This window comes from Campylobacter sp. RM19073, assembly GCF_024723495.1.
Classification (GTDB): domain Bacteria; phylum Campylobacterota; class Campylobacteria; order Campylobacterales; family Campylobacteraceae; genus Campylobacter; species Campylobacter porcelli.
The window spans coordinates 1-13859 of sequence record NZ_JANQCT010000003.1 but is presented as its reverse complement, the minus strand read 5'-3'; the positions used below and the strand labels follow the sequence as shown (position 1 = coordinate 13859).

Genomic DNA, 13859 nt, shown 5'->3' with positions numbered 1-13859 from the left:
CATCTAAAATTTTTTAAATTCCAACTCAATATAAATCTATCGAATTTCCTTAAAATAAGTTAAATTTAATCTTATTTTTATAAAACAGCCTAAAAATTCCAAAATTTAACTAAAAAAATATCAAAATACCCCCCCCCACAATATAAACAAATTTAATATTCTATGCGATATAATAATGTTAGATAATCAAGGATCAAATTTAAGTAGTATTTGGCTTTTAAAGAGCAAAGATGAGTTTTAGGATTAATACCAATATAGCGGCTATGAATGCCCACGCCAACTCTATTGTCAATGATAGGAAGCTTACTAGCTCACTAGGTCGCCTTAGCTCTGGTCTTAGGATACAAAGTGCAGCTGATGACGCTTCAGGGCTAGTTATTGCTGATAATCTAAAGAGCCAAGCAAGCTCTCTAGGTCAAGCCATCTCTAATGGCAATGACGCTATAGGCATAGTCCAAACAGCAGATAAAGCTATGGATGAGCAGATTAAAATCCTTGATACTATTAAAACCAAAGCCATTCAAGCAGCCAATGATAGCCAAAACGCAGACTCAAGAAGAGCTATCCAAAATGATATTTCTAGGCTCGTTGATGAGCTTGATAATATCGCAAATACCACAAGCTTCAATGGTCAAAATCTACTAAATGGCAACTTCTCAAATAAAAATTTTCAAATCGGAGCTAGTAGTAATCAAACAGCTAAGGTAAGTATAGAAAATACCAACTCAAAAGCTATAGGCCACACCTATTATCTATCTACTACTCCAATGGTTTTTGATAATAAAAACTTTGGCACCGCCAAATTTGAAATGACACTAAACGCCGTGCCAAATAATATAAATGGGATTAAATTTGATACTATCTCTGGTCAGGAGATACTAGATAATGGGCTAGGAGTTATCGTTGATAAGATAAATTCTTATAGTGATGAGACTGGGGTAAAGGCTAGTGTGAAGAATGAATTTATTAGTAGTGCTAGAATATTTGGGACAACCTTTTTCCCAGGGACTATCTCCAAGTTAAGTATAAATGGAGTTGAGATAGGGAGAAATATAGGTTTTACGGTTGGAGACCCTGCAAATGTCTTAATAGACGCTATAAATTCTAAAAGCGATATAACTGGAGTTACGGCCTCTAATACTGGAGAGCGTCTATCAATGAGCTCAAGCAATGGTAGGCCAATGCTAATTGAAGTAGGAAGCGTGGATGACTCCAAAGCTATGGGTTTATCAATGAAAGATGGCAATGGGGCAGATAGCACAAGTGTATTAATTCTAGGTGAGTTATATTTACAATCAAGCAACGGCTCACCGGTATCTTTGGATTTACAAGAGACTACAGGCAATATAAAAGGTGCTGGAATAGATGGTTTAAATCCTAAGGTAGCCGACCCAAAAGATATAGTAGGCTCTCAACTAAGAGATCAAATAGCACTTAGCTTAAGCGATATAGTAAGAAATAAGCTAGATGAGCATACTCTAAGAGTGATGGGTAAGGTGGAGTTATTAAATCCGATTTTGCAGCTACCAGCTGGGGCTAATACCTATGTAGGCGCTCAAGCTTTGATAGATATATCCTTAAATGCGCTTAAGAAACTAGATAAATTAAGAGCAGATCTAGGATCAGTCCAAAACCAATTAGTAGCTACTATTAATAATATCACAGTTACCCAAGTCAATGTCAAATCCGCCGAAAGCCAAATAAGAGATGTTGATTTTGCTAGCGAGAGTGCGAATTTCTCTAAATTCAATATCCTAGCCCAAAGTGGAAGCTACGCTATGAGCCAAGCTAACGCCGTCCAACAAAATATATTAAGATTGTTACAATAGTTTAAGCTATTTTAATTTCTTGCAATGATACTGTGAATTATTTTCTTATAAACTTTTTTGTCATTAGTCTATGAATGGACGCATCATACCAGCTTCGCATATAGAGGCTCAAAGTGGAGCTATACAAAACGCTAAAAATATCGCCCAGAAAAAAGCAACTGCTACTTGGCGAAATGGTGCGTTTTATGGTAAAATTTTGCCTAAGAATTTTGGACTTCCGCCATATCATTTTAGATGCAAAACTGAGATTGCGCCTGTGTGGATTGATGAAGAGGTGATAGATGGTAAAATCACTAAAAATACAAGCCCAAAAGCAAAAGATGAGCTTTTTAGACATATTGATAGTATGGGTTATGAAAGAGTTGCTAAAAGCGATATTTACACGCACGGATAAAGCGGATATATTAAACCTAGTAAAACAGAGCTAATATCTGCTATGAATAACATCAGTGATATTAAAACTAGCATACATAATTCAGCAAGGCAAGTAGCAATAAGCGGTAAAACTATTATCATTTATCCAAGATGATAAGGTTTGGACTGTCATTAAAAAGCATAGCCAAAATTCGGCAAAACAATACTTTAAAAATAACACGGAGAATAAAATATGGAAAAGCGAAAATTATATATTTTCATCGATGAAAAAGGCTGGCATATTAGAGACGATAATGAAAAAATAGTTGGCTAAATGATGATGAGCTAGATACAAATTTTGCCGAAGTATTTGGCATAAATGGCAAAATAGGTTTTTTAGGAGAATGGACTTGGAGCGATAATTTCCTTAAGTTAAAGAGCGATAAATTAAATGAAATTTGCGACTTTGAAGTATTAGCAAATGGATATAAATTCACTGGCTCATTCATAGATGCACTAGAGTATATAAAAGCAAATTTTAAAGCGATTTAAATAGTCTTTAAAGCCATTTAAAAAAGCTTAATTTAAATAGATTGTGGTAGAATAAAGCTTAAAATATAAAAGGTTATTTATGTATAAAACATTTTTTAAGTTTATTGTTGATAAAATTTTGCCACTGGGCTTAATAGCTACGGCTATTAAAGGGGTCTCTAAATTTTAGGGGCTCTCTTATTTAGAAAATTATTATATTATGCTACTTTGTGGTATAATGCGTAGCATATTAATAAAAGTAGATGTAATGATACAAAGCAATTTATCAAACAAAATTATAAGAAAAGCTGGGAATAATTTAAAGCTAAATCAAGCTAAAAAAGATGATTTAGATATTATCTCTACATTTAGATCAAATCATGTTCAGTTAATGAAAATGCTAGTTAAAACCATATCTAAAAAATTACCTAAACCACTTTTTATAGCCAGAAGGTTGAAGCGTTTAAGCTCTATACAAGCAAAACTGCAACGCTTTGATGGTATGTGTTTAGATAGGATGCAAGATATCGGCGGAGTTAGAGCTGTGTTTAAAAACAATAATGAAGTAAAGCAATTTGTAAAAAGAATTCAAAGTGTTTATTATGGTAAGAGAAGTGTTTTTAAGATAGTTAAGGAAAACGACTACATAAGCAATCCTAAAGATGATGGATATAGAAGCTATCATATTGTTTTTAAATATAATGGGAAAATAAATGAAGTAAATGGATATCATATTGAGCTGCAACTTAGAGACTCATTGCAACACTACTGGGCTACAGCAGTTGAAATTTTAGCACTACGAAGTAGCACAAATATTAAAGCAGGTTATGGCGATGAATGCTTTAAACGCTTTTTTTGGCTATGCGCTGAACTTTTAGCTGGTAATAACAACTATAAAGAAGAGATTAAAAAACTTGATGAAAAATATCAAATTCTAGCCTTGCTAAGCGGTTTAAATGTAGTGTGCGACAATATAGAGAAAAAAGAAAAAGCTGATAATTTGTATCTTATGGTGCTAGATACAAAAGATGGAATATTGAAACTATCTGCCTTTGGCAAAGGTCAGCTTGAATTGGCTAAAAACATATACCAAAGCTTAGAGACTAATGATAGCACCCAAAGCGTTTTAGTAAGTGTAGATAGTGTTAAAAAACTTAAAAGAGCTTATCCAAACTATTTTTTAGATGCTAAACATTTTATTAAAGAAGTAAGAGAAAGAACAAAATAGCTAATTAATCACCAGTTAAAAGCCCTTTAAATAGGCTTTTGATACTTTTTAATAATACTTAAAAGCTCATCTAAGGTTTTGCCTTCAAATTTGAAACAACAGCAAACTCGCATGATTTTTTGGTAAAAATTTGGAGAGTATAAAGCACGAGAGATAAGGCAAAAAAGAGTGAGAGTGGCTACATTTTAGCCACTATTTATAATTAGTTTAATTGATACATATAAGCATCATCATACACCCCTTTTAAGCGAGCAGTTATGCTATCTTTCCACGCGTCTCGTATCTGTGTATTTTGAAGTTTGGGGATTAGATTTAAATTTTCTTTTGGAGCCAAAAATAGCATATTTAGCTCCATTATACTTAGCTTGTTAGGATTACAATTAGTAATTTTGATGGTATCACCGCTATTAATTATCCCAGGCTTTAAAACCTTATAATACCACCCGCTAAGCCCACTTTCAAAGATAAATTTAGTCATACCAGCTGCTATAATTTTGCTTAGTTTTACACAAGGCTTTCTAGGCTCGCTCACTTGCAAAATCGCAGAGCCTATATGATGAATATCGCCTATATATACGCTTTTTTCATCAAGGTCTAAAATGCTTAAATTCTCCCCCATTTGACCTAGCTTTAAATCCTTATTAGCAAATTTGCTAAATGCCAAGTAGTTGCTAACAGCATTAGCAAAAACTGCCTTATATTCGCCGCCATGGTGGATTGTATCGCTTATACTATCCCCATTTATCCCATTAAAATCGCAAAATCCGCTATCGATATGCCCCTTATCCATAGCGCTACAAAATCCGCCATAATCCTTTATAACGCCTATATTTAGGGACTTTACCACTGCCATAATATATTCTTTTGATTTAGTGAGTTTATGATTAAATTTGAGCTTTGCTTAGCAATCCCACTCATAAAACGCTCTATTACTGGGGCTTCATACCACATCTCTATCTCCACTTGGCTAAGCTCTTTTAGCCTAGATTTTGCTTCATCGTAGGTTGAAATCTTATCTATTAGACCTAAATCTAGAGCTTCACTGGCTAAAAATATTCTAGCATTTGCCCATATGCTGGCTTGATTTATATCTAAATTTCTAGCATTTGCCACATCTGTGGTAAATAGCTCATAGCTCTTATCTACCAATCTTTGTAGTTCATCTCTTTCGCTTTGGCTCCACTTTCTAGTATAAGTGCCAGACTCTTTATACTCTCCAGCCTTAACCACTTGAGAGCTAATGCCTATTTTATCCGCTAACTTCTCTATATTAGGGGCTTGTAAAATAACGCCAATTGAGCCTATGAAACTTCCACGATTAGCATAAATTTCATCTGCACCAATGGCTGCGTAGTAGCCACCACTAGTCATTGTCCCACTAGCATAAGCTAGCACCGGCTTTAATTCATTAAGTGATTTTATAGCATCGCTAATTGCCACGCTTGAGCTCATATCCCCACCAGGGCTATTGATATTGATTAGCACCCCTTTTATGGCTGGATCTTTGGCTAATTCTATTTGAGATAAGAGATCTTTTTCATCTGTGATAGCCCCATTTAGCGATATTTCCATTAAATTTGCTCTATTTGTGCTAGAGCCACTTAAGATAATCAAAACTACAATAAGCACAAAAATCATACTCTTAAAGTAGGTATTGATAAAATTTAAAAGCCCTTTAATAGGCGACAAAAGTAAATTTAAAATTCGCATTTTTCTCCTTTAATATATAGTGATTTAGCATTTTTAGTATGAAGTATCATTTGAGTGCAAAGCTGATTAATATCACTGATATTAAATCCATCAAAGATAGCTATATCAGCGATATTTCCAGCTTTTAACTCACCTAAATTTAGGTTTAGTGCTTTGGCTGGATTAGATGTGATGGATTTTATGGCAAATTTAGCAAATTCATTTAAATCCATATAGCTATGAGCCATCATAGCAGCCCTTAGCTCGTCCCAAATATTTAGACTTATATTTGAGCTTAATCCATCTGTGGCTATAGATATATTTATGCCGTTTTTAAGGGCATTTGCTAGGTCAAATCTAGCACTTAATAATCTATTAGATACCGGACAAGTAGCGATAGAGTGAAGCGATTTATCCATTAAATTTAGATAATTTTTAGCAAAAATAGAGTGGATAAATAGAGTGCGAACCCCACTAAAAAGCTCTATAAATGAGCTTGGGGAGTAAAATGGCTTGGAGTTTTTATTAAATTCTTTAAAAAACTCACCAAATCCGCCGCTACCATATTCTAGCCACCGCTTTTCATCTAGGCTCTCCATAAAATGCGTAGAGAGTATCATATCTGATTTTTTGGCTAGATTTATAGCACTTTTAGCTAATTCTATATGGGTAGAGTATGGAGAATGCACACTAATAGCTGGGATAAATAGATCGCTTTTTAATTCATTTGCAGTATTAAAACGCTTTAAAAATCCGCTCCATTGCTCTTCTAAAATGGCTGAATTTGAGCCTAAAATTTCGCTAAAATATATCGTTCTAATAGGGGAATTAGCGCACAAATTAGCGCTAAGCCCAAAGCTAGAAATCTCTCCAATAGTGCTTACTCCAGCTCTTAACTGCTCATAGATGGCTTGATTTATCGCACTATTTTTATCGCTATTTTTAAATTTAGCACCATTTGCGATTACGCTTTTTAGCCATAGTAAAAAATCCCCATAACTAAATGTAGTTTTATTGCTACTATACTCAAGATGAATATGGGAATTTATAAGAGCTGGCATAGCGATACTATCGCTAAAATCTAAAATTTGAGCCTCTTTAAATTCGGTTATAAGCTCATCAAATTTGGCTATTTTTTCAATTTTATGATTAAAAGCGATGGCGTGATTTTGTAAAATATCAAAATTGTCATTACATAAAATGATAAATTTAGCTTTTAATATTTTCATAAATTTCCTTAAAAAGCAGATATTATAGCCAAAATTTAGCCAATATTTTGTAAAATATTTGCTAAATAATTTTTTATCGGAGAAAAATATGAAAATAATGGTAATCCAAGGCCCAAATATCAATATGCTTGGCAAGAGAGAACGCAGAATATATGGCGTGATGACTATGAGCGATATACATGAGCAGATGAAAGCAGTAGCTGATCAAGCTGGGGTTGGGATTGAGTTTTTTCAAAGCAATTTTGAAGGCGAGATAGTTGATAAAATTCAAGAGTGCTTGGGTGAATTTGATGGCATTATCATCAATCCAGCTGCTTATACTCACACTTCAATTGCGATTAGAGATGCGATTGCGTCTGTGGGGCTGCCTACTATTGAGGTACATATTAGTAATATTTATCAAAGAGAGGAGTTTCGCCATAAGAGCTTAGTTGCTCCAGTTTGTTCTGGCCATATCGCTGGATTTGGACCCATTGGCTATCATTTAGCAATCATTGGAATGCTTCAAATTTTTGATCAGATAAAGCGTATGGAGACAGCTTCTAAAGATGCTTAATTATATCTTAAAAGATGAAAATGCCGTATATTTTGAGTGCGGTTATAGCTGTGATAATGAGATTTTTATCAAGTTTAAAGATGAGAGCTTTTTTATTACTGATGCTAGATATGCTATTGAGGCTAAGAGCGTTATCAAAAATAGCCAAGTGATTGAGTCAAAGGATATAAATAAAAGCGCAAGATTGCTATTAAGAAGTCTTGGGGTGCGTGATATAATCTTTAATCCAAGCGATTTTAGCTATTTTGATTTTAAAAGCTTAAGCCGAGATTTACATATAAATTTTGTAGCAAAAAATGAATTTTCAAAGCTTAAAAGGCAGATAAAAAGTAGTTTTGAGATCGAAATTTTAAAAGAAGCAGCAAGGCTTGGGGCGAGTAAATTTGATGAGTTATCAAGTGTTATAAGCGATGGTATGAGCGAGAAAATGATAAATTTCAAGGCTGAAAATATCCTAAGAGATGGTGGAAATTTAGCCCTAAGTTTTGATCCAATCACAGCTATAAATGCAAACGCTGCTAAGGCTCATGCTTTGCCACTTGATGAGCGTATAAAGAGCGCAGATTTGCTACTAGTAGATGCTGGGGTAAAATACCAAAGATACTGCTCAGATCGCACTAGAACGGCGGAATTTCAAGATGGATTTAAATTCACTAAAGAGCAGAAATTTTCAAATTCAAAGCAAAATGAGATCTATCAAATAGTAAAAGAGGCGCAAAATCTAGCCATAAAAGCAGTCAAGCCAGGAGTTAGGGCTTGTGATATAGACTCAGCAGCTAGGGATTTCATAGCTAAAAATGGATATGGGGATAAATTCTTTCACTCCACCGGTCATGGAGTAGGGCTTGATATACATGAATTTCCGATAATTAGCCCAAGAAGCACGACTATTATAGAGCCTGGAATGGTATTTAGCATTGAGCCTGGAATTTACTTAGAGAATGAATTTGGCATAAGAATAGAAGATGTTGTGGTGGTAACTAATAGCGGGTGCGAAGTGCTTTGATGGAGAGAATTTATATTAACGGGGCTAGAATGCTACTTAGAAGTAGGTATTTCCCAAAAGAATTTAGACTAAAAGCTAAGCATAAATATACCGCTATTATCGGTCTTGGGGGAAATATCGGCAATACTGCAAGGCTCTTTGATAGGTTTTTAAATTTAATTTTAAAAGATAGGAGATTTGCTATTATGCAAAGTTCGCCAATGCTTGTAAATAAGGCGTTTGGTTATGCTAGTAGGGATTATATAAATGCTGTGATAATCCTTAAAACCTCTTTGTATGCTAAGGAAATTTTAAAAATTATGCAGCATTTTGAGAAGAGATTTAAGCGAGTTAGAGAGTTTAGGAATTCGCCTAGAACTTTGGATTTGGATATACTATATTTTAGTGCTAAAAGTTATAATGATAATGTTTTAACCCTGCCTCATCCAGGGGCTAATATCAGACCAAGTGTATTTATCCCATTAGGTCTTATGAAAGGAGTGTGATGGCTACAGTTTTAAAGACTTTTACAGGAGAGAGTGCGATAGAAGCACTAAAAAAAGCCAAAGAGGAGTGCGGTGAGAGTGCAATGCTAGTAACTACTAAGCAAATTCAGCCTAAAACCTTAAATAAAAAACCGCTATATGAAATTTTAGTAAGCGTAGAAGAAAATAGTGCCCCGCAAAATCCAGCATCGCAAAATAAGCAAACTCAAATAAATCAAATTCAAAAGCAAATTTCAGCCTATACACTAGGTTCAACGCCAAATACCAAACCAAGCACATTTAACTCAGATAGTGATAATAAAGATAGCAATGATATACTACTTAATATCTCACAAGCTGCAAAGGAGATTAGCAAAGTAGCTGGCATTAGTAGCGAAATAAGCGAATTTAAGAGCGTGGAGTATGATAAAAAGATAGATGAGGTGGCAAAAGAGGTAAATAAACTCAATCAAAAAATATCCATGATAGCTGATATGATTTGGGATGATAGGTCTGAAAATCGTGATGATATTATCATTCCGCCTGAATTTTCTACCATATATAAATTAGCCAAGCAAAGCGGTATGAAAAGCGAACATTTAAAAGGAATAATGCAAGCTACAATCGAAAATATGCCCTCATCTATGAAGAGCAATCCAGCTACAGTTAAGCGATATTTCTACTCACTTTTGCGTAATATGCTACCTTGTAGAAGTGAGAGCTTTGATAGTAAAAAGCAAAGAATTATGATGTTAGTAGGCCCTACTGGCGTGGGCAAGACTACGACCCTTTCAAAACTAGCTTATAAATTTGCTCATGGCGATCAGATCAGATATAAAACTGGGATTATAACCCTTGATACATATAGGCTTGGTGCGGTTGAGCAGCTATTTCAATATGCTAAGATTATGAATATACCGATACTTGATGCAATTGAGCCTGATGATTTTAGATCTGCTATTAAGAGCTTATCAAATTGCGATTTAATCTTGGTTGATACGATGGGAAGCAGTCAGTATGATAGGGAGAAGCTCATTCGTCTTCATACATTTTTAAAAGAGTGTGGTAGCAAGGTAGATGTGAGCTTGGTGGTATCAGCCGGGTCAAAGATTGAAGATTTGCTAGAGATTTATAATAACTTTTCAGCTTTGGATATTGATACTTTGATAATTACCAAATTTGATGAGACAAAGATATTTGGTAATATTTTTTCTCTTATTTATGAAACTGGCGTTCCAGTTAGCTTCTTCTCAACCGGACAAAATGTCCCAGATGATATTATGGAGGCTAAAAGCGAGTTTTTAGTTAGCTGTGTTTTAGATGGATTTAAAGGAGATGAATGATGGATCAAGCAGATAAATTAAGAGAGCTAATGATAGCTCAAAAGATCAAAAAATCAACCCATTTCATAGCCATCACTAGCGGTAAAGGAGGCGTGGGTAAATCCACAGTTAGTGCGAATTTAGCCAATCTTTTATCATCTAATGGCTATAAAATTGTGCTATTTGATGCTGATATTGGACTTGCGAATTTAGATGTTTTATTAAATGTTAAAATCAATAAAAATATGCTAGATGTATTAAAAGGAGAGTGTCCGCTTGAGGAGATTTTGATTAAAGTTAAGCCAAATTTAACTCTAATTCCAGGTGAGAGCGGAGATGAGATTTTTAAATTTAATGACCAATTTTTATATGAGAAGTTTTTAAATCAAGCATCAATTTTAAAAGATGTTGATTTTGTCATCATTGATACTGGGGCTGGGATTGGCTCTAGCACTCAAGTTTTTTTAGAAGCGTGTGATGAGATTATCGTTGTTACCGTGCCTGATCCTGCTGCTATTACTGATGCTTATGCTACGATTAAGGTTATTTCAAAGATGAAAAGCGATGTTTTTATGCTTATTAACCAAGCAAAAGGCGAAGATGAAGCACAAAAGATATTTCAAACCATCAAAACCGTAGCTGATAAAAATATCACTCATCAGCTAAATTTAAGTCTATTAGGCTGGCTTCCAAGCGATAAGGTAGTTTCAAGAAGCATTAAGCAAAGAACGCTATTTACTAGTGATGCACCACACTCTCTTGCTACGCTACAGCTTAAAAAGGCTGCGAACAACCTTCTTGAGAAATTGGAACAAAAAGTGCTTGACACCAGCGAAGATAGAAGTTTTGCTGGCTTTTTCAAGCGTTTAATAGAGCAGTTTTAAAGGAATATTGTGAGAGCAGATAATTATATAGCATTTTTTACAGTATGTGGGTTTTTTGTGGGTCTTATGTTTGTTATAATAAAGATTGAAGAGCCTGTGGAGATTGTTATATATACTTTGCTTATTACATTTTTTTTCTATATTGTTATTCATATTGTTGTGATGAACTATATAGATGCTAAAAAAATTGGTCTAAGGATATTTAACAAAGAGCATTATGAAGAGATAAATGACTATCTTGTTACCGAGCTTGCTATTAGGGAGCGTAAGCTTGATGGTATTATCCAGCATTTAGACCAAAAGCTCAAAAAATCAGGTAAAAAGCATGAATTACGCAAAGCAAAAGCAGCTTGATAGCTATAAATCTCAGATAAAAAAAGAGCAAGATGATTTAGTGATCGCTTATATGCCAGCTTTGAAAGCTATGGCTCATAGGCTTAGATCTCGCTTACCAAGCTCAGTAGAAGTGGGCGATTTAATCAGCGTAGGAACTGAAGCTATGGTAAGACTTAGCCATACCTATGATAAGAGCCAAAATGACAATTTTTGGGGTTATGTTAAACAAAGAGTATATGGCTCAATGCTTGATTATCTGCGTAGTCTTGATACTATAAGTAGAAATAGTCGCAAATTAGTCAAAGATGTAGATCGTTTGATAGATGAGTATTATAATAAACATCAGTGTGAGCCAAGTGATGAGTATTTAGCAAAAGAGCTAAATGAAGATATAAATAGAATTAAAGAGGCGAAGAATTTAAGTGAGATAACATCAGTTTTACGCTTAGAAGATCAATATGAGTTATTAAGTGGGTATAGCACCGAAGAGCAGATAGAAAAAGATGAATTAATAGAGCATATTAAGCATATTTTATCCCAATTCAATCAGCGTGATCAGCTGATAATCCAGCTTTATTATTATGAAGAGTTAAATTTAAAAGAGATAAGTGAAATTTTAAATATCACAGAGTCTAGAATTAGTCAAATTCACAAAAGACTTATAACTAAAATCAGAGAAAGGCTAGGCTTTTAATGGCAGATATTTTAAGTCAAGAAGAGATAGATGCACTTTTACAAGTTGTAGATGATGATGGAGCTGGGCAGGTCGCTGATCTCCCAGAGCATATAGAAGAGCCAAAGCAAGTTGTCATATATGACTTTAAGCGTCCAAATAGGGTTAGCAAAGAGCAGCTAAGAGCCGTTAAGGGAATTCACGATAAATTAGCCAGAAATCTTGCTTCTCAAATTTCAAGTATTATGCGTAGTATCGTTGAGATTAGACTTCACTCAGTTGATCAGATGACCTATGGTGAGTTTTTGATGAGTTTGCCAAGCCCAACTAGCTTTAATGTATTTTCTATTAAGCCACTTGATGGGAACTGCGTCCTAGAGATAAACCCTAGTATCGCATTTCCTATGATAGATAGACTACTTGGTGGTAATGGAGATGGATTTGATAGCAATAATAGAGAGCTAACTGATATTGAAGTTAATCTTTTAGATGCGATTTTGCGTATTATTATGCAACGCCTTAAAGAGTCTTGGTCTATGATTACAGATATGTATCCAAATGTAGAGGCTAAGGAGTCTAGCCCAAATGTCGTCCAAATCGTTAGCCAAAACGAGATTGTTATTATGGTTGTTATGGAGATTATTATTGGAAATTCGAGTGGTATGATAAATTTATGCTATCCGGTTATATATCTTGAGCCGATTTTAAGTCGCCTTGCTAATCGTGATATTATGTTAGGTGAAACCAGTGCTAAAAAGAGCCGTAATAAGGAGCTCAAAACCTTAATTGGTCGTGCTGAGGTGCTTTATGAAGCGATTTTAGGTAAGACTATAATTAGTGTAAATGAGTTTTTAAATTTAGAAGTTGGCGATATATTAAGACTTGATCGCAATGCTGATGATAGGGCTATAGTTTGTATAGATAAAAAAGAGGTATTCTTAGCTCAAATTGGCATTCATCGCTTTAGTAAATCCATCAAGCTAGAAGAGCTTATTAAAACTGATCGCGATGAGATAAAAGCGATTTTAGAGCAGTATGAAGAGGATAGAAAAGCTAAGCTAATGGCATATGAAGAGCCTAAAGACGATAACGAAGAAGAAAGTGATGATGAGGAAGAATACGATGACTAGATTTTTTGAACTTTTTAAAAATGAGCTAAGTGCGACTATAGAGGGATTAACTGGTGCTACACCGCAAATATCAGATGCGGCTGAATATGATGCTCCAACTCAAAATGGCATAAAAACCCCCGTTATAATGGCTAGTGTGACATTAAGCGGAGATATAAATGGCAAGATGAATATTGTCTCTTCTGTGCTTTTGATTACAGCTATTAATGATTTAATGCTAGGAGAAGAAGAGCCAACTGGCAATACCACAATCAGCGATGATGAGCTAGATGCGAGCAAGGAGATATTCTCAAATTTGCTAAGTGCGGTTAGCACATCTTTGGGTGCGGCTAAAGATATGCCAAAGGTGAATTTCGCTATTAATACAGTAAAGTATATTGATGAAAATCAAATTTTGGATTTTACCTCATTTGAGAAGTTATTTTTATATCAAATTGGCATTGCGAATTTAAATGAGTTGCTTGGCGTTTGTATTGATTATCCATTTTATAAATTTTTCAATAAAACCACAGAGAGTAATACTAATAAAGAGAGCAAATCATCTGAAAAGCACGATATTAGCGATGAAATTAGAAATATCGGGCTTATTATGGATGTCAGGCTGCCAATCCGTGTGCGTATTGGTTCG

At 34.6% G+C, this 13859-nt stretch carries 15 protein-coding genes; 12 read left to right on the top strand and 3 right to left on the bottom strand.

What is annotated here, in order from left to right; translation table 11 throughout:
- The first annotated feature begins 230 nt into the window (after positions 1-230).
- From CSUIS19073_RS01980 to CSUIS19073_RS01970, 3 genes are all read left to right on the top strand, one after another.
- Entirely contained in the window at positions 231-1829 is a 1599-nt protein-coding gene (locus CSUIS19073_RS01980) for a flagellin B (protein WP_086237413.1), read from the top strand.
- 70 nt (positions 1830-1899) lie between these two features.
- Positions 1900-2223 carry a hypothetical protein gene (locus tag CSUIS19073_RS01975; protein WP_086242483.1) on the top strand — a complete coding sequence of 108 codons (324 nt, stop codon included), beginning with the start codon at positions 1900-1902 and terminating at the stop codon, positions 2221-2223.
- Between the two features lie 759 nt (positions 2224-2982).
- Positions 2983-3942 carry a RelA/SpoT domain-containing protein gene (locus tag CSUIS19073_RS01970; protein ID WP_330517823.1) on the top strand — a complete coding sequence of 320 codons (960 nt, stop codon included), beginning with the start codon at positions 2983-2985 and terminating at the stop codon, positions 3940-3942.
- Positions 3943-4144: 202 nt separating this feature from the next.
- Here CSUIS19073_RS01970 and CSUIS19073_RS01965 read toward each other — a convergent pair whose 3' ends face one another.
- Genes CSUIS19073_RS01965 through mqnF form a run of 3 tightly spaced genes read right to left on the bottom strand, consistent with a single transcriptional unit; the run spans position 4145 to position 6860 of the window.
- On the bottom strand, positions 4145-4795 hold the full coding sequence (locus CSUIS19073_RS01965) for an MOSC domain-containing protein (RefSeq protein WP_086242485.1): 651 nt from the start codon (positions 4793-4795) through the stop codon (positions 4145-4147).
- Positions 4783-5652 (bottom strand): signal peptide peptidase SppA, encoded by an 870-nt coding sequence (gene sppA, locus CSUIS19073_RS01960; RefSeq protein ID WP_086242486.1) that lies wholly within the window; start codon positions 5650-5652, stop codon positions 4783-4785. The genes CSUIS19073_RS01965 and sppA overlap by 13 nt, the downstream gene beginning before the upstream one ends.
- A complete protein-coding gene (gene mqnF, locus CSUIS19073_RS01955; protein ID WP_086242487.1) occupies positions 5640-6860 on the bottom strand; it encodes an aminofutalosine deaminase family hydrolase in 1221 nt (406 codons plus the stop codon). The genes sppA and mqnF overlap by 13 nt, the downstream gene beginning before the upstream one ends.
- Before the next feature lie 88 nt (positions 6861-6948).
- Here mqnF and aroQ point away from each other — a divergent pair, with 88 nt between their 5' ends.
- From aroQ to fliY, 9 genes are all read left to right on the top strand, one after another.
- Positions 6949-7416: a type II 3-dehydroquinate dehydratase gene (aroQ, locus tag CSUIS19073_RS01950; protein ID WP_086237417.1), complete on the top strand. Its 468-nt coding sequence runs from the start codon at positions 6949-6951 to the stop codon at positions 7414-7416.
- Positions 7409-8422, top strand: coding sequence for a M24 family metallopeptidase (locus CSUIS19073_RS01945; RefSeq protein WP_086242488.1), 1014 nt, complete (start codon positions 7409-7411; stop codon positions 8420-8422). The genes aroQ and CSUIS19073_RS01945 overlap by 8 nt, the downstream gene beginning before the upstream one ends.
- Positions 8422-8907 carry a 2-amino-4-hydroxy-6-hydroxymethyldihydropteridine diphosphokinase gene (gene folK / locus CSUIS19073_RS01940; protein WP_086237419.1) on the top strand — a complete coding sequence of 162 codons (486 nt, stop codon included), beginning with the start codon at positions 8422-8424 and terminating at the stop codon, positions 8905-8907. Before CSUIS19073_RS01945 ends, folK begins: the two co-directional genes overlap by 1 nt.
- Positions 8907-10229: a flagellar biosynthesis protein FlhF gene (gene flhF, locus CSUIS19073_RS01935; RefSeq protein ID WP_086237420.1), complete on the top strand. Its 1323-nt coding sequence runs from the start codon at positions 8907-8909 to the stop codon at positions 10227-10229. Before folK ends, flhF begins: the two co-directional genes overlap by 1 nt.
- A complete protein-coding gene (locus CSUIS19073_RS01930) occupies positions 10226-11092 on the top strand; it encodes a P-loop NTPase (protein ID WP_086237421.1) in 867 nt (288 codons plus the stop codon). Before flhF ends, CSUIS19073_RS01930 begins: the two co-directional genes overlap by 4 nt.
- 9 nt (positions 11093-11101) lie before the next feature.
- On the top strand, positions 11102-11446 hold the full coding sequence (locus CSUIS19073_RS01925; protein ID WP_086237422.1) for a hypothetical protein: 345 nt from the start codon (positions 11102-11104) through the stop codon (positions 11444-11446).
- Positions 11418-12122, top strand: a complete 705-nt coding sequence (locus CSUIS19073_RS01920; RefSeq protein WP_086237423.1) for an RNA polymerase sigma factor FliA — start codon at positions 11418-11420, stop codon at positions 12120-12122. Before CSUIS19073_RS01925 ends, CSUIS19073_RS01920 begins: the two co-directional genes overlap by 29 nt.
- The gene (fliM, locus tag CSUIS19073_RS01915; protein WP_086237424.1) at positions 12122-13231 is read left to right on the top strand and encodes a flagellar motor switch protein FliM; all 1110 of its coding nucleotides are present in this window, start codon (positions 12122-12124) and stop codon (positions 13229-13231) included. The genes CSUIS19073_RS01920 and fliM overlap by 1 nt, the downstream gene beginning before the upstream one ends.
- Positions 13224-13859, top strand: a 636-nt coding sequence (gene fliY / locus CSUIS19073_RS01910) for a flagellar motor switch protein FliY (RefSeq protein WP_337214375.1), incomplete at its 3' end; no start/stop codon positions are given. The genes fliM and fliY, both read left to right, overlap by 8 nt.